21 protein-coding genes are annotated in these 20,441 nt (G+C 61.9%); 11 read left to right on the top strand and 10 right to left on the bottom strand.

Annotation, left to right across the window (positions count from 1 at the left end):
• Positions 1 to 10: 10 nt before the first annotated feature.
• A complete protein-coding gene (locus FQ668_RS05600) occupies positions 11 to 466 on the bottom strand; it encodes a flavodoxin (protein WP_003251656.1) in 456 nt (151 codons plus the stop codon).
• 115 nt (positions 467 to 581) lie between these two features.
• Between FQ668_RS05600 and FQ668_RS05595 the strand changes: the two genes are divergently transcribed.
• Complete coding sequence (locus FQ668_RS05595; RefSeq protein WP_014592344.1) at positions 582 to 1,010, top strand: PAS sensor domain-containing protein; 429 nt, start codon at positions 582 to 584, stop codon at positions 1,008 to 1,010.
• 59 nt (positions 1,011 to 1,069) lie between these two features.
• Positions 1,070 to 1,687 (top strand): hypothetical protein, encoded by a 618-nt coding sequence (locus FQ668_RS05590; RefSeq protein ID WP_014592345.1) that lies wholly within the window; start codon positions 1,070 to 1,072, stop codon positions 1,685 to 1,687.
• Here the strand turns inward: FQ668_RS05590 and FQ668_RS05585 are convergent.
• The gene (locus tag FQ668_RS05585; RefSeq protein ID WP_019436973.1) at positions 1,672 to 2,607 is read right to left on the bottom strand and encodes a MerR family transcriptional regulator; all 936 of its coding nucleotides are present in this window, start codon (positions 2,605 to 2,607) and stop codon (positions 1,672 to 1,674) included. The genes FQ668_RS05590 and FQ668_RS05585 overlap by 16 nt on opposite strands.
• Positions 2,608 to 2,826: 219 nt before the next feature.
• On the opposite strand from FQ668_RS05585, the gene FQ668_RS05580 reads away from it, so the two are divergent.
• The 4 genes from FQ668_RS05580 to FQ668_RS05565 are packed head-to-tail and all read left to right on the top strand — an operon-like array spanning position 2,827 to position 4,798.
• The gene (locus FQ668_RS05580) at positions 2,827 to 3,387 is read left to right on the top strand and encodes an antibiotic biosynthesis monooxygenase (protein ID WP_019436974.1); all 561 of its coding nucleotides are present in this window, start codon (positions 2,827 to 2,829) and stop codon (positions 3,385 to 3,387) included.
• Between the two features lie 33 nt (positions 3,388 to 3,420).
• On the top strand, positions 3,421 to 4,158 hold the full coding sequence (gene folM / locus FQ668_RS05575) for a dihydromonapterin reductase (RefSeq protein WP_010955293.1): 738 nt from the start codon (positions 3,421 to 3,423) through the stop codon (positions 4,156 to 4,158).
• Between the two features lie 9 nt (positions 4,159 to 4,167).
• Positions 4,168 to 4,464 (top strand): DUF1244 domain-containing protein, encoded by a 297-nt coding sequence (locus tag FQ668_RS05570; RefSeq protein ID WP_010955294.1) that lies wholly within the window; start codon positions 4,168 to 4,170, stop codon positions 4,462 to 4,464.
• Positions 4,457 to 4,798: a HopJ type III effector protein gene (locus FQ668_RS05565; RefSeq protein ID WP_003251646.1), complete on the top strand. Its 342-nt coding sequence runs from the start codon at positions 4,457 to 4,459 to the stop codon at positions 4,796 to 4,798. The genes FQ668_RS05570 and FQ668_RS05565 overlap by 8 nt, the downstream gene beginning before the upstream one ends.
• Before the next feature lie 44 nt (positions 4,799 to 4,842).
• Here FQ668_RS05565 and FQ668_RS05560 read toward each other — a convergent pair whose 3' ends face one another.
• Both FQ668_RS05560 and fabV read right to left on the bottom strand, forming a co-directional pair.
• A complete protein-coding gene (locus FQ668_RS05560; RefSeq protein ID WP_019436975.1) occupies positions 4,843 to 5,751 on the bottom strand; it encodes an alpha/beta fold hydrolase in 909 nt (302 codons plus the stop codon).
• Positions 5,752 to 5,895: 144 nt separating this feature from the next.
• Complete coding sequence (gene fabV / locus FQ668_RS05555) at positions 5,896 to 7,107, bottom strand: enoyl-ACP reductase FabV (protein WP_003251642.1); 1,212 nt, start codon at positions 7,105 to 7,107, stop codon at positions 5,896 to 5,898.
• Positions 7,108 to 7,408: 301 nt separating this feature from the next.
• On the opposite strand from fabV, the gene FQ668_RS05550 reads away from it, so the two are divergent.
• Positions 7,409 to 8,587 carry an acetyl-CoA C-acetyltransferase gene (locus FQ668_RS05550; protein ID WP_019438398.1) on the top strand — a complete coding sequence of 393 codons (1,179 nt, stop codon included), beginning with the start codon at positions 7,409 to 7,411 and terminating at the stop codon, positions 8,585 to 8,587.
• A gap of 432 nt (positions 8,588 to 9,019) precedes the next feature.
• On the opposite strand, the gene FQ668_RS05530 is transcribed toward FQ668_RS05550, so the two are convergent.
• Entirely contained in the window at positions 9,020 to 9,844 is an 825-nt protein-coding gene (locus FQ668_RS05530; protein WP_026031930.1) for a 5-methyltetrahydropteroyltriglutamate--homocysteine methyltransferase, read from the bottom strand.
• Positions 9,845 to 10,072: 228 nt separating this feature from the next.
• On the opposite strand from FQ668_RS05530, the gene FQ668_RS05525 reads away from it, so the two are divergent.
• Entirely contained in the window at positions 10,073 to 11,560 is a 1,488-nt protein-coding gene (locus tag FQ668_RS05525; protein ID WP_019438400.1) for a methylenetetrahydrofolate reductase C-terminal domain-containing protein, read from the top strand.
• Here the strand turns inward: FQ668_RS05525 and yjiA are convergent.
• The 3 genes from yjiA to FQ668_RS05510 form a co-directional block, all read right to left on the bottom strand.
• Positions 11,520 to 12,497, bottom strand: a complete 978-nt coding sequence (gene yjiA, locus FQ668_RS05520) for a GTPase (protein ID WP_014592351.1) — start codon at positions 12,495 to 12,497, stop codon at positions 11,520 to 11,522. The two genes, FQ668_RS05525 and yjiA, sit on opposite strands and share 41 nt — an antisense overlap.
• A gap of 77 nt (positions 12,498 to 12,574) precedes the next feature.
• Positions 12,575 to 12,772: a YbdD/YjiX family protein gene (locus tag FQ668_RS05515; protein WP_003251633.1), complete on the bottom strand. Its 198-nt coding sequence runs from the start codon at positions 12,770 to 12,772 to the stop codon at positions 12,575 to 12,577.
• Between the two features lie 17 nt (positions 12,773 to 12,789).
• Positions 12,790 to 14,856 (bottom strand): carbon starvation CstA family protein, encoded by a 2,067-nt coding sequence (locus FQ668_RS05510; RefSeq protein ID WP_014592352.1) that lies wholly within the window; start codon positions 14,854 to 14,856, stop codon positions 12,790 to 12,792.
• A 177-nt stretch (positions 14,857 to 15,033) separates the two neighbouring features.
• Here FQ668_RS05510 and FQ668_RS05505 point away from each other — a divergent pair, with 177 nt between their 5' ends.
• Positions 15,034 to 15,396 (top strand): PilZ domain-containing protein, encoded by a 363-nt coding sequence (locus tag FQ668_RS05505; protein WP_003251630.1) that lies wholly within the window; start codon positions 15,034 to 15,036, stop codon positions 15,394 to 15,396.
• 263 nt (positions 15,397 to 15,659) lie between these two features.
• The gene (locus FQ668_RS05500; RefSeq protein WP_014592353.1) at positions 15,660 to 17,177 is read left to right on the top strand and encodes a nucleobase:cation symporter-2 family protein; all 1,518 of its coding nucleotides are present in this window, start codon (positions 15,660 to 15,662) and stop codon (positions 17,175 to 17,177) included.
• Positions 17,178 to 17,212: 35 nt separating this feature from the next.
• On the opposite strand, the gene radA is transcribed toward FQ668_RS05500, so the two are convergent.
• Positions 17,213 to 18,583, bottom strand: a complete 1,371-nt coding sequence (radA, locus tag FQ668_RS05495; RefSeq protein ID WP_003251626.1) for a DNA repair protein RadA — start codon at positions 18,581 to 18,583, stop codon at positions 17,213 to 17,215.
• Positions 18,584 to 18,759: 176 nt separating this feature from the next.
• Here radA and mscL point away from each other — a divergent pair, with 176 nt between their 5' ends.
• Complete coding sequence (mscL, locus tag FQ668_RS05490) at positions 18,760 to 19,179, top strand: large-conductance mechanosensitive channel protein MscL (protein WP_014592354.1); 420 nt, start codon at positions 18,760 to 18,762, stop codon at positions 19,177 to 19,179.
• A gap of 274 nt (positions 19,180 to 19,453) precedes the next feature.
• Here mscL and FQ668_RS05485 read toward each other — a convergent pair whose 3' ends face one another.
• A complete protein-coding gene (locus FQ668_RS05485; RefSeq protein ID WP_014592355.1) occupies positions 19,454 to 20,230 on the bottom strand; it encodes a ferredoxin--NADP reductase in 777 nt (258 codons plus the stop codon).
• Positions 20,231 to 20,441 lie beyond the last annotated feature (211 nt).

The raw sequence follows: 20,441 nt of genomic DNA, 5'->3' as shown, positions 1-20,441 counted from the left end.
AGGTGCCGGGTCAGGCGTTCAGTGCGCTCGCCAACTCAGCCAGCCAAGGCTCGGCATCCGCCTCCGGGGTCACCGTCTCGCTCGCATCCAGGCGCAGCATTGGCTGCACTTCGCGCACGCCCAGTTCGGCGAACAGCTCACGCATCTGCTCGCCACCACCGCAATAGGTATCGCCGTAACTGGAGTCGCCCAAGGCGATCACCGCGCCAGGCAGGCCGCGCCAGGCCGCGGGCAGTGTGTCACGAAGGGTGCTGTACAGCGGCATGAGGTTGTCCGGCAACTCCCCCATGCCGGTGGTAGAGGTCACGGCCAGCAAGGCGTCGGGGGCAAAGCCCTGAAGATCCTGAAGGGTGGCACGCGCAGCATGCCAGGCCTCGAACCCCGCCGCCTTGAGCAGCGATTCAGCATGACGGGCGACTTCTTCGGCGGTGCCGTAGACCGAGCCGGAAATAATGGCGACTTTCATCGGGTAGAGGATTCCGAAACTGAGTGAAAACGTAGGATACTAGCATTCAACGCTGGCAAAAGGCCGCCGTTACCCACGTCGCCATCTTCCGTTTTTCTTTACCAATGGCCCGGACATGATCAACGCGCAATTGCTGCAATCGATGGTCGATGCGTCCAATGACGGCATCGTGGTTGCCGAAAAGGAAGGCGACGACACCATCCTGATCTACGTGAACGCCGCTTTCGAATGCCTCACTGGCTACAGCCGTGACGAGATTCTCTATCAGGATTGCCGGTTCCTGCAGGGTGACGACCGTGACCAGCTTGGCCGCGCACGCATCCGCAAGGCCATGGCCGAGGGCCGCCCATGTCGCGAAGTGCTGCGCAACTATCGCAAGGATGGCAGCGCCTTCTGGAACGAGTTGTCGATCACGCCGGTGAAGAGCGACTTCGACCAGCGCACCTACTTCATCGGCATCCAGAAGGACGTCAGCCGCCAGGTCGAACTGGAACGGGAGCTGGCAGAACTGCGCGCTCGTCCGAAACCCGACGAACGCGCCTGAACCAAGTCCGCCACGCACGGTCAATTCCGTTGAAGAAATCGCCACCACCGAGTTCGATTATGCAAGCAGACGCGCTCCTGACCCAGGACGAGCTGGATTTCATACAGAACATGCAGCATTCGCCGCAACTTAACCTGGCTGACACTATGTCGAGCCTGCTGGTCAATGGCGACCGCCGCATACAAAGCTTGCTCACCCGGTTGGTGGCTAACGAGCAGGTGACCTTGCAGGCCCAGTTCAACAACCAGCAGATCAGTTTTCCGCTGCAGCTGGTAGAGGACGAGTTCCACGCCCTGCACCTGCAGCTGGGCTCACCGGAAATCTACGAAGACGGCCCCATGCTGCGCCCATGGCGCTTGTCGCTGGACCAGCCGAGCGCACTGCTCAATGCCCATGACGAGGCAAGCGGCCTGTGGGTGCGCGAGATTTCCTTCAAAGGTGTGCTGCTGGAAGTCCGTGATTTGCCAACAGCACCCACCCGCTTCGAGCTGCGCTTCGCCCCGGGCGGCATCACCCCGATCGAACTGCATGGCGTGTTGGGACGGCGCATCGGCACGGACCTGGCTGCCTATGACCTCGGCCAAAGCCCGGCCGAAGAAATCGAACGCCTGCGCGACTACATCCTCCAGGCCCACCGCCACGCCCACCCCGAGCTGCACACTCAAGTATCGAGCTGACGGGCCAGAAACTGCCGCAAGCGCTGGCGCATCACACTGCCCTGCGCGCCCAGGCAGGCTACAGGGCTGCCAGCCAGGCTGTCCTGTACCGCTTCCGCCGCTTCACCGGCCAGTAACAACGGGCATTCCAGCATCGACGCCAGGCGCTTGAGGTGCCGGGTGAGTTCTACTGTGGGCGACGGATGGGAAAACAGCACCAAAGCGTCCGGCTTCAGCCGTTCGCAGACCAGCGCAAGCTCTTGCAGCGGCTGCCCGTTCGCCAGCGGGATCACGCGTGTTTCATCGCTACCCAGGATCAGGCTGGTTACCAGCAATTCAAGCTCATGGCACTGCCCCGGCAATGGCGCCAATAGCACAGTGCGGCTACACGGCACACGGGCCAGCTGCAAACGGGCGAAAACCCGACCGCGCAGGAACTGGTCATAGAACAGCCATTCGCTGGCCTGCCCATAGCCGCCTTGCCGAACGACCATGTCATGCCAAACCGGCATGAACACATCGGCGAAAACCTGGTCCAGGGTGCTGGCCGCGAACACCTCGTCATAGAGGCGATTCAGGCTCTCCACATCGAAGTGTTGTACCGCCAGGCGAATCTGGTTTTGCCAGCGCAGGCAGGCGTCCACCGCGCCGCCAGCCTGCCCGGAGAGAGCATGTCCGCGAGCAAGAATGCTGCCCACCTTGCTGACCGCCACGCCGCGCTCCAGCCACCCGAGGATACGGCGGATTTCATCGATATCAGCCAGGGAATACAGGCGGTGACCACTGTCGGTACGGATGGGCTGGATCAGCCCATAACGGCGTTCCCAGGCGCGAAGGGTCACGGCGTTGACACCGGTCAAGCGTGACACTTCACGAATCGGAAACAGCTCCTGCTGCTCGAAACTCGCATCGATCACCGGTTTACGTCCCTGCTCGTTCATCTGCACGAAGTACCCTGAGTGCGTAAAAACTGTGCACATAGCTTACTACGACTGTGTCGGTCTGTTGGACCCACCGTTTGCCAGCTGATAGTTGCCGAGGAACGCAACTTCGCGATAATGCGTGCCCGATTCTTGCATGCACGACTGCGTCGCCCACCACCCCGGGCCACACAGCCAAAGGGCCAGCTACCCGCCAGCCCCATTGCCAGGAGATACACAATGTCTACCCCACCCGTCACCCTCATGGTGTCGCGCCGCGCCGCCCATGGCCGCTACCAGGACCTGCTGGCCTGGCTGCACGAAGGCGAACAGCTGGCCACCGACTTCCCTGGCTACCTCGGCTCGGGCATCCTTGCCCCGCCCCGGGATGGCGACGAATTTCAGATCATCTTCCGCTTCAGCGACGAGCCGACGCTGCATGCCTGGGAGCACTCCGCCTCTCGCCGCGCATGGTTACAACGCGGCAACGGTCTGTTCGAACGCCCCAAAGAGGCGCGCGTTAGCGGTATCGACGACTGGTTCGGCACCAACACGGTGCAGAAACCGCCACGCTGGAAGCAGGCCGTGGCCATCTGGCTGGCGTTTTTCCCAGTTTCGCTGGCCTTCAACCTGGTGTTCGGCCATTGGTTGACGGCGCTCGACCTCGTGCCCCGGGTACTGCTCAGCACCCTGGCCCTGACGCCGGTCATGGTGTACCTGTTCATCCCGCTGTCCACCCGCCTGCTAGCCAGTTGGCTGCATGCCTCCCCGGCCACTGCCGGCGCCTTGCGCAGCCGCTGAGGCCAGGCCATACAACAGGGAAACAGTTCGGGTATGCTGGGTGGCAACCAAAGGACAGACAAGTTGACCACCCCGAACATGAACAGCCCCATTCTCGTTACCGGAGCCAGCCAGCGCGTCGGGCTGGCCCTGGCCCTCGAACTGGCACAGGCCGGCCATACGGTGGTCAGTGCCAGCCGCAGCATCCAGCCGCAGGCAGCCCACCCCAACATCGTGCAGTTTCAGGCCGACCTGTGCCAGGCGGGCGACCGCCAGGCGCTGATCGATCACCTGCACGATCGTTACGACGGACTGCGCGCCATCATCCACAACGCCTCGCTATGGCTCGACGACGGCCTCGACAACCTCGAGACCATGTTCCGCCTGCACGTCGAAGCGCCCTACCACCTCAACCTGGCCCTGGGCGACCTGCTGGCCAAGGTGGAAAAGGCCGACATCATCCACATCTGCGACGAAACCTCCTCGCGCGGCAGTAAAAGCCACATCGGCTACGCCGCCACCAAGGCCGCGCTGCAGAACATGGTGCTGTCATTCGCCGAAAAATATGCGCCCAAGGTGCGTGTGAACGGTATCCTGCCTGGGCTGCTGATCCTCAAGGAAGGGGGTGACGACGCCTACCGCCAGCAAACCCTGAAAAAGGCCCTGCTGGAGTTCGAACCCGGCGCCGGCCCGCTGATCGAGACCGTCAAGTACCTGCTCGCCAGCCAGTACAGCACCGGCAGCCAGGTGGTCATCAACGGTGGCCGCCACCTGAAGAACCGCATGACTTGAGAGAAGACCATGACCCCACAGCAACAGCTCGAGCTCGAGGCCGCCGCGTTCCGGCGCCTGGTCGAACACCTGCAAAAGCGCACCGATGTACAGAACATCGACCTGATGAACCTGTCCGGTTTCTGCCGCAACTGCCTGTCCAAGTGGTACAAGGCCGCCGCTGACGAGCGTCAGCTGGACCTGAGCCTGGATGATGCCCGCGAAGCGGTGTACGGCATGCCCTACGCCGAGTGGAAAGCCCAATACCAGAAAGAAGCCAGCGCCGAACAACAAGCGGCGTTCGAAAAAGGAAAACCTCGTGACTGACCTGAATACCCTGCGCGCAAGCCTGGCCAGCGGCCAACATGTATTTGCCGATACCTTGGCGTTCATTGCCGACAACTACAGCTACCAGCCACAGGCCTTCAACAACGGCGGCGTGGAGAATGCGGCAGGGCAGAACGAAGGTTCGTGCAAAACCCTGGGCCTGGCCTTGCTTGAAGGGCTGAGCGACCAGGAAGCGCTGCTGGCCTTCGGCGAGCACTACCGTGATGTGGTGGCCACGCCTGAGGGCAGCGACCATGGCAACATCCGTGCACTGATCAAACACGGACTGGCGGGCGTGAAGTTCGCTGCGCAGCCGCTTGCGCGCAAGGCTTGAGATTGCCGGGGCCGCTTTGCGGCCCCACGATCCAGCACCCACCATCAATCGATAATGGTGCCAGGCCCCCCACCTTCCAGCCTCCCCTGCCGCAACCACTGCAAGGCCACCGGCCACAGGTTTTCGCGAAACCGGTCATGGAAGAACGCGAAATGGCCAATTTTCTCGACCGAGATATCCACAGGTGCAATGCGCAGGTGCTGGCGCTCGGCACTTTGCAGATAACCCAACAAACGCTTGGTTGCCGCTACGGTCCCGAAAGGGTCGTCCGTTAGACTGATGGCCAGCGTCTTCGCACGCACCTGGGCGAACGGTAGCGCCGCCAACGCCCGCCCGCTGGGGCGGTGCTCATAACGTGGGGTACGCGTGCTCCAGTCGTGCACCACGCCGTATGGCGTGTCTTCCAGCCAACCCAGGCGCTTGCCGGGAAAGTAGCCGAATACCCGGGTCAACAGCGGCATGACCACATGCCACTTGCCGAACAGCTGCCAGCGCTGGTTGGCCGCGTAGTCGCGCCAGTAGGCGAACTGCGCGCCAACCATCACGACCCGACGGATCAGGCCAGCCGACGGTGCCAGGCCTACTGCACAACCGCCGAAACTGTGCCCCACCACGTCCACCGGCTGACCTGGAAAATGCGCTGCCGCATGCGCCAGCATGGCTTCGAAATCCAGCCGGCCCCAGTCGCTCCAGGAGGCCTGGAAACCACGCAGCGACGCCGGCCGGGATTCGCCGATGCCACGGTAGTCGTAGGTCAGCACATCGCAGCCGTGGGCGAACAGGTAGTCGGCAAAGCGGGCGTAATAGCGGCAGCGTACCGAAGTGGCAGCGTTGATGATCACCAGCGGGCGCTGGGGGTCAGGTTGGGCGTGGCGCCAGCAGAAGCCGCCGAGGCGGTAGCCGTCGGCCGCGGGGTGGCGAAATGGGGTAGCAGGTTGGGTGAGGCTACTCATGGCGCATTCCCTGTCGTTGTGCGCCAAAACTAGCAAATATTTTGTAGCCTGTACCGGCCTCTTCGCGGGTGAACCCGCTCCTACAGGGGTGGAGACCTGTAGGAGCGGGTTCACCCGCGAAGAGGCCGGTGCAGGCTGATCCGATTACAGCTCGACGCAGTCGAACTTCACATCGGTGGCCACGTCTTCGTCGTAGTTGACGTCAGCGCGCTCGAAACCGAACAGGTTGAGGAACTGCTTCTTGTAACCGGCATAGTCGGTCAGCTCGAACAGGTTCTCGGTGGTCACCTGTGGCCACAGGGCCTTGCAGGCGTTCTGCACGTCGTCACGCAGTTCCCAGTCGTCCAGGCGCAGGCGCCCCTTCTCGTCGACCTCTGCCGGCGCACCGTCGGTACGGTACATACGGTCGCGGTACATGCGGTCGAGCTGGTCCTGGGTGCCTTCGTGAACACCTTTCTCCTGCATGATCTTGAAGACCATCGACAGGTACAGTGGCATCACCGGGATGGCCGAGCTGGCCTGGGTAACCACCGACTTGAGCACCGCCACATTGGCGCCGCCTTTCACTTCACCGGCCAGCTTCTGGTTCAGACGCAGGGCGGTTTCGTCCAGGTCCTGCTTGGCCTGGCCCAGTGCACCGTGCCAGTAGATCGGCCAGGTGATATCGCTGCCGATATAGCTGAAGGCCACGGTGCGAGCGCCTTCGGCCAGTACATTGGCGCCAGCCAGCGCATCGATCCACAGCTGCCAGTCCTGGCCACCCATGACGGTGACGGTGTCGGCAATTTCCTGCTCGGTGGCCGGCTCGATGCTGGCCTCGATGATGGTGTCCTTGTTGGTGTCGATGGCGGTCGACTTATATGGCTGGCCGATCGGCTTGAGTGCCGAGCGAATGACTTCACCGGTCTGCGGCAGCTTGCGCACGGGCGAAGCCAGCGAGTAGATGACCAGGTCGACCTTGCCACCCATTTCGTTCTTGATCAGCTCGATGACCTTGGCGCGGGCTTCGTCGGAGAAGGCGTCACCGTTGATCGACTTGCTGTACAGGCCCTCGGCCTTGGCGAACTTGTCGAAGGCGGCAGCGTTGTACCAGCCAGCAGTGCCGGCCTTGGTCTCGGTGCCTGGTTTTTCGAAGAACACGCCCAGGGTGTCGGCCTTGAAGCCGAAGGCCGCCGTGATGCGGGCAGCCAGGCCGTAGCCGCTGGAAGCACCGATGACCAGGACCTTCTTCGGGCCATCCTCGCGTACGCCCAGCTTGCGGGTGGCTTCGATCTGGTCACGGACGTTGAGCTCGCAGCCCTTCGGGTGAGTCGTGGTGCAGATGAAACCGCGAACCTTAGGATGAATGATGGCCAATGTCTGTACCTCGTCAGGTTTATGCCAGGAAAGCGCCGCTTGGGGCGATTCCGATTGATCAGAGGGTGAGACTACCCCCGCAGGTTATCCGACACATATTACGGGGTGATCAGAGGGATGCAAAACCAGAGTTCGTCTGTGCAGGAGGGTCATGGCTGCAGGAAATCCAGATTGGCTGGTTAGAACCTTCGCCAGCCATTGATTTGCTTTTCACATCAATCAGAAAGAAAAACAAACTTAACAAATAAGCCAAACCCGCCGATGCTGGCGGCACTACGCCCATTGCACGGAGAACAACAACATGAACGACGTGGTGATCGTCGCCGCAACCCGTACCGCCATCGGCAGCTTTCAGGGCGCCTTGGCCACAGTGCCTGCGGTCGACCTCGGCGCCGCCGTGATCAAGCAACTGCTGAAACAAACCGGGCTGGACCCGGCGCAGGTCGACGAAGTCATCCTCGGCCAAGTGCTCACTGCCGGTGCCGGTCAGAACCCGGCACGCCAGGCAGCAATCAAGGCTGGCCTGCCTTTCAGCGTACCGGCCCTGACCCTGAACAAGGTCTGCGGCTCGGGCCTCAAGGCCCTGCACCTGGCCGCCCAGGCGATCCGCTGTGGCGATGCCGAAGTGGTGATTGCCGGTGGCCAGGAGAACATGAGCCTTGCCCCCTACGTCATGCCCTCGGCCCGCACCGGCCAGCGCATGGGCCATGGCCAACTGATCGACAGCATGATCACGGACGGCCTGTGGGATGCCTTCAATGACTACCACATGGGCATCACTGCCGAAAACCTGGTGGACAAGTACGGCCTCAGCCGTGAGCAGCAGGATGCCTTTGCTGCCGAATCGCAGCGCAAGGCAGTGGCAGCGATCGAGGCTGGCCGTTTCGACGCTGAAATCACCCCCATCGTGCTGCCGCAGAAAAAGGGAGAGCCCAAGGTTTTTGCCCGTGACGAGCAACCACGCCCGGACACCACCGCCGAGTCCCTGGCCAAACTGCGCCCGGCCTTCAAGAAGGACGGCAGCGTCACCGCAGGCAATGCCTCCAGCCTGAACGACGGCGCCGCCGCCGTGCTTTTGATGAGCGCAGCGAAGGCCGAGGCTTTGGGCTTGCAGGTACTGGCGAAGATCGCCGCCTACGCCAGTGCCGGGGTAGACCCCGCGATCATGGGCATTGGTCCGGTTTCGGCGACCCAGCGTTGCCTGGACAAGGCCGGTTGGCAACTGGCCGAAGTGGACCTGATCGAAGCCAACGAAGCCTTTGCCGCCCAGGCGCTGGCCGTGGGCAATGCGCTGGCATGGGATGCCGCGCGGGTTAACGTCAATGGAGGGGCGATTGCCCTGGGCCACCCGATTGGTGCTTCCGGGTGCAGGGTGCTGGTGACCCTGCTGCACGAAATGATCAAACGGGATGCCAAGAAAGGCCTGGCGACCTTGTGCATTGGTGGTGGACAAGGGGTGGCGCTGGCCATCGAGCGCTGATTGATTCAAGCAGGCCCGGCCTCTTCGCGGGTAAACCCGCTCCTACACTGATCGGTGGTGGACACACATCGGTGATCGGGCGCAGGCCGTCGTAGGAGCGGGTTCACCCGCGAAAGGGCCGGGCCTGCTGGCCAATTTCCACCCGTCGTTCACCGTCGCCGCCGCTACCGTATTCGCGGGTAAACCCGCTCCTACACAGATTGGTGGTGGACACACATTGGTGATCGGGCGCAGGCCGTCGTAGGAGCGGGTTCACCCGCGAAAGGGCCGGGCCTGCTGGCCAATTCCCACCCGTCGTTCACCGTTGCAGCCGCCACCGTATTCGCGGGTAAACCCGCTCCTACACTGGTGGTGGGCACACATCGGTGATCGGGCGCAGGCCGTTGTAGGAGCGGGTTTACCCGCGAAAGGGCCGGCACAGGCAGCAAATGATCAAGCCGCGGCTCGGGTCTGCTCCAGCGAAGCGGCCAGCACCGCCACTTCCTGGCACTTCTGCACAGCCAGATCCACTGGACTCTCCAGCAACGAACAGGCCGGCGCCAACCACAGCCGCTCACCCAGGCGTTCATGGGCTTCGTGCAGCAGCCCCAGGGTCTTGCCCAGATCGCAGGGCGAGGCGTTGCGACCGTCGACCAGGCCCAGCGACAGGACCTTGTAGGCCGGCAGGCGGTCGAGAATGGTCTGGTACTGCTCGGGCGCCTGAACCAGATCGACGTGCAGGCCATCGACCGGCAGGTTGGCGGCCAGGCCGAGGTTGCCCTCCAGGCCACCGAAGTACGTGGCGATCAGCTTCTTCAACGGTGCGCGTTGAAGGATGTTGTAGACGCGTTCATAGGCGTTTTTCCAGTCCTGGGGCAGCGCCTGAGCGAGGATGGGTTCATCGATCTGCACCCATTCAACGCCCAGCGCGGCCAGGCGGTTGAGGAGCTGGTCATACACGGGCAGCAGGCGGTCAAGCAGCTCCAGCTTGTCGAAGTCACCGCCCAGGGTCTGGCCCTGCCACAGGTAGGTCAAGGGGCCGATCACTACCGGCTTGACTGCATGACCCAGTGCCTTGGCGTGCTCCACTTCATCGAACAGTGGTTCCCAGTTCAGAATGAACGGCTGATCGCCTGCGCTAAGCACGTGGCTGTCCCAGGCGAAATCGCCGACCGGCAGCAGCTCGATGCCAGCGTCTTTCTGCACCTGCCAGTGGCGGGCACGCAGCTCGCGGTCACGGCCGATGTGTGGAAAGCCCAGGTTATGTGCCAGTGCCATGTCTTGTCCCTTCAGCATGCTTGAATGAATGAAGGGGATTCTCCGGCTGGCGGGGTATTGAGACAAACTCATTAAATTTGAGATGAACCCAAGAAATCTTCATGATCATGCTGTCATGGTCTTCGCGCCCCATGTCTCATTCAGATCACCACCTTGCGCATCCGGACATGACCCGGCTCGCCTTCTGCCGCACAATGCCACCCTGACCACACCAGGTGCCCGGCCAATATGAGCCTGCTGAAAACCGCCCTGCGCGAACAGAACTTCGTCTGCGTAATGGAGTTCGTCCCCAAGCCTTCCGCAGAACGCTTTGCCGCCATGGAAGCGATCATGGCCCGTGCGCACCTATGCGGCTGGCCCATGACCGTGGCCATCGGTGATCGTGTCGGCAGCCCGCTGGACATGTCACCGCTGGACGCCCTCGCCTCGTTCAGCAACCCGGTGCCCGCCCTGCCGCATTTTTCAGGCAAGGATCGCGAGCGCCACCACCTGCTCGCCCAACTGCAGCGCATGGACGCCGCCGGCCTCGACCAGCTGTTACTGCTGACTGGCGACCGCCTGCCCGGCCATGAACCTGGCCAGCGCCCGGTGCGTTATCTGGAATCGGTCGCCGCCCTGCAGGTTGCTCGCCAGGCCTGCCCGCACTGGCTGCTGGGCGCGGCGCTTAACCCGTTCAAGTACCACGAGGAAGAAGGCGGCGCCCAGTATTTCAAGGCCGAGAAAAAGCTGGCAGCGGGGGCTGACTTCCTCACCTTGCAGCTGGGCTTCGATGCCGCCAAGCATCAGGAAGCCATACACTGGATGCGCCGTCAGGCCTCACCCAAGCCCATGCTGGCCTGCCTCATGAGCCTCACCCACGGGCGCGCGGCGATGCTCGACCACGTGGCCGGCGTCACTGTCACGCCATCCATGCGCGACATGCTCGAAGCGGAGACGGCGCAGTCCAAGGCCTTTGCCCAGGCGCGCAGTGTTGACCGCCTGGCCTTGCAGATTATCGGTACAAAGCTGATGGGGTACGCCGGTGTGCACCTGTCAGGGGTTCACACACTCGAACAGCTGCTGGCCCTGGAGGCCCGTATCGAGCACTGGCAAACCCAGGTTCAGTCTCTGGAGCAATGGGCACCGGCCTGGCACGCCAGCTGGCAGATGCCTGGCCTGCCGGCGGTGACCTTCCATCCGCCACAGGCTGGCTGGCGCCTGGGCGAGTCTCGGGTCGATGCCTCACTCAAGGAAAAAGCCCGCTATCACCTGATGCATGGCATGCACGCACTGCTGTTCAGCCGGCGCAACAGCCTGAGCAAGGCCTTCGGCTGGGCGGTGCGCCAGCCTCTGTGGGGTACACGCGTCGGCGCACACGTGCTGCACACGCTGGAGCGCAGTGTGAAGCGCCCGCTGGTGGGTTGCGACACCTGCGGCCGTTGCCGCCTGGAAGACACCTTGTATATCTGCCCGGAAACCTGCCCTAAAGGCCTGGCCAATGGCCCTTGCGGCGGAACCGCCCTGAACCGCTGCGAGTTCGGCGACCGCGAGTGCATCCACAGCGTCAAGTACCGCACCGCCAAAGCAGTGCGGCAAACCGCTGTGCTGACCGAACGCCTGATCCCGTGCATCGAGGTCGAAACCCGCCACCGCAGCTCATGGCCGCAGTGGTTCGCGGGGCAGGCGCCGCAGCGGCTCAGCCCGCAGCCATTGCCTCGAAGCCAGCCCGAATCGTAGCCTCGGGCAGTTCATCGGCAATGAACACCATCACGCTCTCGCGCGCTTCGCCTGCAGCCCACTCGGCGTCCCAGTCGAAGCCATACAGCTTGAGCACGCCCTGAAACACCAGCTTGCGCTCCTCGCCGGCAATGTTCAGTACGCCCTTGTAGCGCAGCAGCTGTTTGCCGTGGGTTTCCAGCAGCTCATTCATGAAGTTGCTGAGGCGGTCGATATCCAGCGGGGCTTCGGTACGCAGCACCATCGTGGAGATACGGTCCGGGGTGGCAGGCTTGAGCACCGGTCGCAACATCGGTTTCAGGTTCACCCCAAGGTCGGGGTTGAGGTTGAAACCTCGCACATCCAGTAATTCAGCCAGGTCGATGCAGCCGTGCTCAACCACACGGATCGCAGCCCTGCTATTGATGCGGACCAGGCGTTCGCGCAGGGCTTCAACCGCAGCAGGCTCAACCAGGTCGGTCTTGCTCAGCAGCAGACGATCGGCAAAGCCGACCTGCGCCTGAGCGATGGTCTGGGTCAGATGTAGTTCGGCATGCGCGGCATCGACAAGGGTGATGATGCCGTCGAGGATGTAGCGCTCACGCAGCTCCTCGTCGATGAAAAACGTTTGCGCTACCGGCGCCGGGTCGGCCAGGCCGGTGCATTCGATCACCAGGCGATCGAAAGCGATTTCCCCGGCATCCAGGCGTTCAAGCAGCAGGTAGAGCGCGCGAGTCAGGTCGCCATGGATGCTGCAACATACACAACCGTTGGCCAAGGTCATGACCTGCACCGGCTGGTCACCCAGCAGTTGGCTGTCGATGCCGGCCTCGCTGAATTCATTTTCGATCACGGCGAGCTTCAGGCCATGCTCGGCCTTGAGCATGTGCTTGAGCAAGGTGGTCTTGCCGGCACCGAGGAAGCCTGTGAGGACGGTTACGGGAATGGGCGTCTGCACGCAAAATACTCCTGAATCTGAAAATGACTGTGGGAGCCGGTTACCCAGGCTCCCACAGGTTTACACGTACCGCAGGCTCAACAGCACTTGGGCCCTGACTTGCCACCGTAACGTGCTTCCTGACGTTCGCGGAAGAACGCCTCGTAGCTCATCACCGGCTTGTCCGGATGCGTTTTCTGCATGTGTTCGACATAGTTGTCGTAGTCGGGCATGCCGACCATCAGGCGGGCTGCCTGCCCCAGGTATTTGCCCAGTCGACCCAAGTCGTTGAACATGATTGCAGTCCTCTCGATTACGCGTCAGGCAACGCCTGGAACGGGGTTTCCTTGTCGCTACGTTCTTTGCGGCCCAAGGCGGCGTAGCCGACCTTGATGGCGAAGAACAGGATGCTGAAGACCACCAGCAGGAACAAGATCGTCAGGCCCGCGTTGGTGTAGGCGTTGAAGATCACGTGCTGCATCTGCCCGATGTCCTTGGCCGGGGCCAGTACCTGGCCGGCGTCCAGCGCAGTGCTGTACTTCTTGGCCAGGGCCAGGAAGCCGACAGCCGGATTGGGGTCAAACAGCTTGATCAGGCCTGCAGCCGTGGTGCAGATCAGCAGCCATACGGCCGGCAGCAGGGTGACCCAGATGTAGCGCTGACGCTTCATCTTGATCAGCACCACAGTACCGAGCATCAAGGCGATACCGGCCAGCATCTGGTTGGAGATACCAAACAGCGGCCACAAGGTGTTGATGCCACCCAGTGGGTCGATGACGCCCTGGTACAGCAGATAGCCCCAGAGCGCCACGCAGCCAGCGGTGGCGAGCAGGTTGGCCCCCCACGATTCGGTGCGTTTGAGTGCAGGCACGAAGCTGCCCAGCAGGTCCTGCAGCATGAAGCGCCCGGCACGAGTACCAGCGTCTACCGCCGTGAGGATGAACAGCGCCTCGAACAGGATCGCGAAGTGGTACCAGAAGGCCATGGTGTTTTCACCTGGCAACACCTGGTGCAGGATCTGCGCGATACCGACCGCCAGGGTTGGCGCACCGCCGGCACGGGCCAGGATGGTGTGCTCGCCGATGTCACGGGCAACGGCTTCGAGCTGCTCGGGTGTAATCAGGAAGCCCCAACTGCTGACGGTCTGCGCCACCGACGCGACATCGGTACCGACTACTGCCGCCGGGCTGTTCATGGCGAAGTACACGCCCGGTTCGATCACCGAGGCCGCAACCATGGCCATGATGGCGACGAACGATTCCATCAGCATGCCGCCGTAGCCGATATAGCGGGCGTTGGTTTCGTTATCCAGCAGCTTCGGAGTGGTCCCCGAGGAAATCAGCGCGTGGAAGCCGGACACCGCACCACAGGCAATGGTGATGAACAGGAACGGGAACAGGGTCCCCTTCCACACAGGGCCGGTGCCGTCGGTGAACTGGGTCAGCGCCGGCATTTTCAGCTCGGGCGCGATGATCAGGATACCGATGGCCAGGCCAACGATGGTGCCGATCTTCAGGAAGGTCGAGAGGTAATCCCGCGGCGCCAGTACCAGCCACACCGGCAGCACGGCGGCGACAAAGCCGTAACCCACCAGCATCCAGGTGATCTGCACGCCGGTGAACGTGAACGCCGGGCCCCACACCGGATCTGCAGCGATCACGCCCCCCAGCCAGATCGAGGCCAGCAGCAGTACCACGCCAACGACCGAGATTTCGCCAATGCGGCCCGGGCGGATGTAGCGCATGTAGATGCCCATGAACATCGCGATCGGGATGGTCGCCATCACCGTGAACATGCCCCATGGGCTTTCGGCCAGGGCCTTGACCACGATCAGCGCCAGCACCGCGAGGATGATGATCATGATCAGGAAGCAGCCAAACAGGGCGATGGTACCCGGGATTCTGCCCATCTCCTCACGCACCATGTCGCCCAGCGAGCGCCCATTGCGGCGGGTAGACAGGAACAGGACCATGAAGTCCTGCACCGCACCGGCCAGCACCACGCCGGCGATCAGCCACAACGTGCCGGGCAGGTAGCCCATTTGCGCGGCGAGTACCGGCCCGACCAAGGGGCCTGCGCCGGCGATGGCAGCGAAGTGGTGACCGAAAAGAATGTGTTTGTTGGTCGGGACGTAGTCCAGGCCGTCATTGTTGAGCACCGCCGGGGTGGCACGGCGGGGGTCGAGTTGCATCACCTTGGTGGCGATGAACAGGCTGTAGTAACGATAGGCGACCAGGTAGATGGCCACCGCCGCGACCACGATCCACAAGGCGTTGATCGCCTCGCCGCGACGCAGGGCAACCACACCCAGTGCGCAGGCGCCTATGACTGCCAGCGCCAGCCACGGAATATGGCGTAGCAGGCTATTATTGTTGTTCATGGTTAGCTTCCAGCTGGTGGATTGGAAAGACCGCCCACCGAGTCTAGGGCCAGTCAAGCAGCATTGCCACACTTGCTTCGTTCTAGAGCCTCTGCGGCCAGATTGCAGTACCTGATGCACATGCAACTCTAACTATAGTCAGGATGACACCTGATGACCTATTCGAGGATCCAAGCCATGAGCGATCATGACGAACGCCGCCGCTTTCAACGCATCGACTTCGATGCCCCCATCGAGCTGCGCCAGGGGCTGAAACGCTGGCCTGCAAAACTGCTGGACCTTTCACTCAAAGGCTTGCTGATCGAACGCCCCGCAGGCTGGGATGCCGACCTGACTCAGGACTTCGACGCCATCATCGAGCTGAACGAAGATGCCCGTGTGCAGATGCAGGTCGAACTGCGCCACGAAGAACCGGACCGCCTGGGCTTCATCTGCCTGTACATTGACCTCGATTCGATGAGCCATTTGCACCGTCTTGTGGAGTTGAACGTGGCTGACAGCACCGAAATGATGCGTGAGCTGCGCGAACTCATCGAATAATGAAATCTCTTAGCTAGCTAATAGCCTTCCCGCCTGGTGTTTCTTGTCTACCCAGACAGCTTTAAGCCTGGGTAGCGATGCTTTGTACACACCCTTCCAATACAGCTTCTGCCAAGTTGGTACGCCTTCTGCATTGGGTTTTAACACACCCTGCAGCCGGATCTGTTCGCGCTCCGATCAAAATATTGTATACAATTCTTGTAGCAATCAATTGTAGGAAGTGTCTACAGTAGCGGCACAACAATAAACAGAGAGCCTGCTCCATGACTACGTCCCCTAGCACGTCTCCCGCCAAGCGACCCGAGGATGAAAACCTCGGCCTTGGTGCCAACCTGGCCTATGGTCTGCAGCATGTGCTGACCATGTATGGTGGGATCGTCGCAGTACCCCTGATCCTGGGGCAGGCCGCGGGCCTGAATGGTGCCGAAATCGGCATGCTGATCGCCGCCTCGCTGTTCGCCGGTGGCCTTGCCACCCTGCTGCAGACCCTTGGCCTGCCATTCTTCGGTTGCCAGTTGCCACTCGTGCAAGGCGTGTCGTTCGCCGGTGTGGCGACCATGGGCGCGATCCTGAGCAGCGAGGGGGGCGGTGGCCTGCCAGGGGTGCTCGGCGCGGTCATGGCTGCATCGCTGATCGGCTTTCTGATCACACCGGTGTTTTCGCGCATCACCAAGTTCTTCCCGCCGCTGGTGACCGGTATCGTCATCACCACCATCGGCCTGACCCTGATGCCGGTTGCCGCACGCTGGGTGATGGGTGGCAACAGCGCCTCGCCGGAGTTCGGCAGCATGGCCAACATCGGCCTGGCCGGGCTGACCTTCGCCATCGTGCTGCTGCTGAGCAAGCTTGGCAGCGCCACCATCTCACGCCTGTCGATCCTGCTGGCCATGGTGGTTGGCACGCTGATCGCCTGGGCACTGGGCATGACCGATTTCAGCAAGGTCAGCGAAGGCCCGATGTTCGCCTTCCCCACGCCGTTCCACTTTGGCATGCCGGAGTTCCACATCGCCGCGATCCTGTCGATGTGCATCGTGATCATGGTGACCCTGGTGGAAACGTCGGCCGATATCCTCGCCGTGGGTGAGATCATCGACACCAAGGTGGACTCCAAGCGCCTGGGCAACGGCCTGCGCGCCGACATGGCATCGAGCATCCTGGCGCCGATTTTCGGTTCGTTCACCCAGAGCGCGTTCGCCCAGAACGTCGGCCTGGTGGCCGTGACCGGCGTCAAGAGCCGCTACGTGGTGGCTACCGGCGGCGTGATTTTGGTGGTACTCGGCCTGCTGCCAGTCATGGGCCGGGTGATTGCCGCCGTGCCTACCCCGGTACTGGGCGGCGCCGGTATCGTGCTGTTCGGTACCGTGGCGGCCAGCGGTATCCGCACCCTGTCCAAGGTCAGCTACAAGAACAACGTCAACCTGATCATCGTCGCGGCCTCGCTGGGCTTCGGCATGATCCCGATTGCCGCGCCGACCTTCTACCACCACTTCCCGAACTGGTTCGAGACCATCTTCCACTCCGGCATCAGCTCGGCGGCGATCATGGCCATCCTGCTGAACCTGATCTTCAACCATTTCACCACCGGCAACTCGGAAAACCAGTCAGTGTTCGCTGCAGCCTATGAGCGCACCATCCAGTATTCGGACATTTCCGCGCTGCGTGATGGGGACTACTTCAAAGATGGCAAGCTGTTCGATGCCGAGGGTAACGAAGTACCGATGCTGGAACTGGACGAGCATGGCAATGAAACGGTCAGGCGCACGGCCGTTGCCGAGCACTGACGGGTTGCAGGAGCGAGCTTGCTCGCTCCTGCACGCTATTCGAACAATGCATCCAGCGCCTGTTCCAGGCGGGTAACGGCAATCACCTGCAACCCCGCAGGCGCTTCTTTCGGCGCATTGCCCTTGGGTACGATGGCACGCTTGAAGCCGTGCTTGGCCGCTTCCTTCAAGCGCTCCTGGCCACTGGGTACCGGCCGTACCTCGCCCGACAAGCCGATCTCGCCAAACACCAGCAAACCATGGGCCAGTGGCCGATTACGCAAGCTGGACATCACCGCCGCCAGCAGCGCCAGGTCCGAAGCCGTTTCCAGCACCTTCACCCCGCCGACCACGTTGAGAAACACATCCTGGTCATGGGTCGGGATACCGCCATGGCGGTGGAGCACGGCCAACAACATGGCCAGACGGTTCTGGTCCAGGCCCAAGGTTACCCGCCGCGGGTTGGCCAGATGGCTATCGTCGACCAGCGCCTGCACCTCGACCAGCATTGGCCGGGTACCCTCCCAGGTTGCCATCACCACGCTACCCGGCACCTCTTCCTGAGTACGGTTGAGGAAGATCGCCGACGGGTTGGATACCTCCTTGAGGCCACGATCGGTCATGCCGAACACGCCCAGCTCGTTGACCGCGCCAAAGCGGTTCTTGACCGCCCGCAGCAAGCGCAGCCGGCCATCGGACTCACCTTCGAAATACAGCACCGTGTCGACCATGTGCTCCAGCACCCTTGGGCCAGCCAGCGAGCCTTCCTTGGTAACGTGGCCGACCAGAAAGATTGCCGTACCGCTTTGCTTGGCATAGCGCACCAGCAACGCTGTGCTTTCGCGCACCTGGGCCACGCCGCCCGGGGCCGATTGCAACTGCTCGGTGAAAATGGTCTGGATCGAGTCGATCACCATTACCCGCGGCTTCTCGACCCGCGCCGTGGCAATGATCGTCTCGATGCAGGTTTCGGTCATCACCTTGAGCTGGTCCTGGGGTAGGCCCAGCCGCCGCGAGCGCATGGCCACCTGCTGCTGCGACTCCTCCCCCGTGACATACAGTGCCGGCATGCCCACGGCGATGTTGCACAAGGTCTGTAGCAAAATGGTCGATTTGCCGATGCCGGGGTCACCGCCAATCAGCACCACCGAGCCATCCACCAGGCCGCCACCCAGCACACGGTCCAGTTCGGTGCTGCTGGTGGTGAAACGCGGGATTTCCTCGACACTGACCTCGGCCAGGGTCTTGATCTGCGCCTGCTGCCCTGTCCAGCCAGCGCGGCCGCTACTGGGTGCAGCAGCGCCGCCGCTTTCGATCATGGTTTCGACCAGGGTGTTCCAGGCCCCGCATTCGCCGCACTGGCCGGCCCATTTGGGGAAGGTCGCGCCGCATTCGGTGCAGCCATACAAGCGCTTGGCCTTGGCCATGAGTGGGGTCTCCTGGAAAAATTCGCCATGATAACCGAGCAGGACGTGTCTCGAACGCCTCGAGATGCGACAAAACTATTCGTTCTAACTGCAGTCAGTAGCCCTGAACACAACGCATGAAGCGTTTAAGTGGCTTACACTGCGTTAACCTCACCTTTTGTTACAAGGAACCAAACATGGGCGTGCTCAACGAGTTCAAGGCTTTCGCAGTCAAAGGCAATGTCGTCGACATGGCGGTCGGTATCATCATCGGCGCGGCCTTCGGCAAGATCGTCTCGTCCTTCGTCGGCGACGTGATCATGCCGCCACTGGGCCTGCTGATCGGTGGCGTGGACTTCAGCGACCTGGCCATTACCCTGAAGGCTGCCGAAGGTGACGTGCCAGCGGTGATGCTGGCGTATGGCAAGTTCATCCAGACCGTGATCGACTTCCTGATCGTGGCCTTTGCCATCTTCATGGGCGTGAAGGCGATCAACAAGCTCAAGCGTGAAGAAGCCGTGGCACCGACTACGCCGCCTGTGCCTTCGGCTGAAGAGACGCTGCTGACCGAAATCCGCGATTTGCTCAAGACGCAGAACCAGAATCGCTTGCCTTGAAATTGCCGGGGGCGCTGTAGGAGCGGGCATGCTGGCGAAGAATCCAGTGCGGTGGATGGCACCGGCTCTGCCGGTGTTCGCGGGTAAACCCGCTCCTACACGGCGGCCTGTGTCCAACCACCGATGTGTGTCCATCACCAATCTGCGTAGGAGCGGGTTTACCCGCGAATACGGTGGCGGCGGCAACGGTGAACGGCGGGTGGAAATTGGCCAGCAGGGCCGGCCCTTTCGCGGGTGAACCCGCGCCTACAGGCCCACAACGGCCGCAATTGTCTTACCAGTAGTTCTCGACAGCCACCTGCCCGGGCCGCTTGCTCAGGCTCAGTTGCAGGTCTCGCGCCTTGAGGACCTTGCGGGTTTCGTCGATCATTTCCGGGTTACCGCACAGCATCACCCGCGAATGCTCCGGCGACAGTTCAAGCCCTGCCGCCTTCTCCAGCTCGCCATTCTCGATCAACGTGGTAATGCGCTGATTCAAGGCCCCGGGGTGCTGTTCACGGGTCACCACGGGAATGAACTGCAACTTGCCCGCGTACTCGGCCAGGTAATCGCGCTGTTCCAGGCCGGCAATTTCATCCACATAGGCCAGCTCCTTCGCTTCGCGCACTGAATACACCAGCTTGATGCTGTCAAAGCGCTCCCAGGCCTCGAAGTCCTGCAGGATCGACATAAATGGCGCAATGCCGGTACCGGTAGCCAGCAGCCACAGGTCACGACCTCCGACGAAGCGGTCGAGGGTGAGAAAACCGAACGCCTGGCGGTCGATCAGCAACGTATCGCCTGCACCCAAACGGCTCAGCTCACTGGTGAACTCACCACCTGGCACCACGATGGAAAAGAAATCCAGGTGCTCGTCATGGGGGGCGCTGACCATGGAATAGGCGCGCCACACCACACTACCATCGGCCTTGGTCACACCTAGCCGGGCGAATTGGCCGGAACGGAAGCGGAACCCCGCATCGCGCGTAACCCGCAGGCTGAAGAGGTTCGGCGTCAGTGGCTGAACATCAAGCAGTGTCTGGCGAGTGAACTTTTCGGCGCTAGCGGTCATATCGGGCTCCAGGGTTGGCGTGTGCACAGTGTCGCCTAAAGTGGCCAGGATAAAAACCACCGCTTTGTAGGGCCTCATCCAGGATGAACGTGCCGAACTCGCAGAAAATCCTGTTCGCTATAACAAAAAAATCCCAACAGGATGGTAGGTCTTTTCCTACAATCATCCGGGTACTCAAACGGATTGGATCCTGTGCACCCGAAGGAGTGTT

Source organism: Pseudomonas sp. Kh14, from assembly GCF_900291005.1.
Classification (GTDB): domain Bacteria; phylum Pseudomonadota; class Gammaproteobacteria; order Pseudomonadales; family Pseudomonadaceae; genus Aquipseudomonas; species Aquipseudomonas alloputida.
Note: the sequence above shows the minus strand (reverse complement) of the source record. Positions and strands in the feature narration are given on the sequence as shown.

Coding starts and splice junctions, on each gene's coding strand:
- FQ668_RS05600 (WP_003251656.1), bottom strand. CDS start 466: ATGAAAGTCGCCATTATTTCCGGCTCGGTCTACGGCACCGCCGAAGAA.
- FQ668_RS05595 (WP_014592344.1), top strand. CDS start 582: ATGATCAACGCGCAATTGCTGCAATCGATGGTCGATGCGTCCAATGAC.
- FQ668_RS05510 (WP_014592352.1), bottom strand. CDS start 14,856: ATGAACAACAATAATAGCCTGCTACGCCATATTCCGTGGCTGGCGCTG.
- FQ668_RS05515 (WP_003251633.1), bottom strand. CDS start 12,772: ATGTTCAACGACTTGGGTCGACTGGGCAAATACCTGGGGCAGGCAGCC.
- FQ668_RS05500 (WP_014592353.1), top strand. CDS start 15,660: ATGACTACGTCCCCTAGCACGTCTCCCGCCAAGCGACCCGAGGATGAA.
- FQ668_RS05560 (WP_019436975.1), bottom strand. CDS start 5,751: ATGAGTAGCCTCACCCAACCTGCTACCCCATTTCGCCACCCCGCGGCC.
- FQ668_RS05585 (WP_019436973.1), bottom strand. CDS start 2,607: ATGAACGAGCAGGGACGTAAACCGGTGATCGATGCGAGTTTCGAGCAG.
- FQ668_RS05550 (WP_019438398.1), top strand. CDS start 7,409: ATGAACGACGTGGTGATCGTCGCCGCAACCCGTACCGCCATCGGCAGC.
- FQ668_RS05485 (WP_014592355.1), bottom strand. CDS start 20,230: ATGACCGCTAGCGCCGAAAAGTTCACTCGCCAGACACTGCTTGATGTT.
- mscL (WP_014592354.1), top strand. CDS start 18,760: ATGGGCGTGCTCAACGAGTTCAAGGCTTTCGCAGTCAAAGGCAATGTC.
- FQ668_RS05525 (WP_019438400.1), top strand. CDS start 10,073: ATGAGCCTGCTGAAAACCGCCCTGCGCGAACAGAACTTCGTCTGCGTA.
- FQ668_RS05580 (WP_019436974.1), top strand. CDS start 2,827: ATGTCTACCCCACCCGTCACCCTCATGGTGTCGCGCCGCGCCGCCCAT.
- FQ668_RS05505 (WP_003251630.1), top strand. CDS start 15,034: ATGAGCGATCATGACGAACGCCGCCGCTTTCAACGCATCGACTTCGAT.
- FQ668_RS05530 (WP_026031930.1), bottom strand. CDS start 9,844: ATGGCACTGGCACATAACCTGGGCTTTCCACACATCGGCCGTGACCGC.
- radA (WP_003251626.1), bottom strand. CDS start 18,583: ATGGCCAAGGCCAAGCGCTTGTATGGCTGCACCGAATGCGGCGCGACC.
- FQ668_RS05570 (WP_010955294.1), top strand. CDS start 4,168: ATGACCCCACAGCAACAGCTCGAGCTCGAGGCCGCCGCGTTCCGGCGC.
- FQ668_RS05590 (WP_014592345.1), top strand. CDS start 1,070: ATGCAAGCAGACGCGCTCCTGACCCAGGACGAGCTGGATTTCATACAG.
- folM (WP_010955293.1), top strand. CDS start 3,421: ATGCTGGGTGGCAACCAAAGGACAGACAAGTTGACCACCCCGAACATG.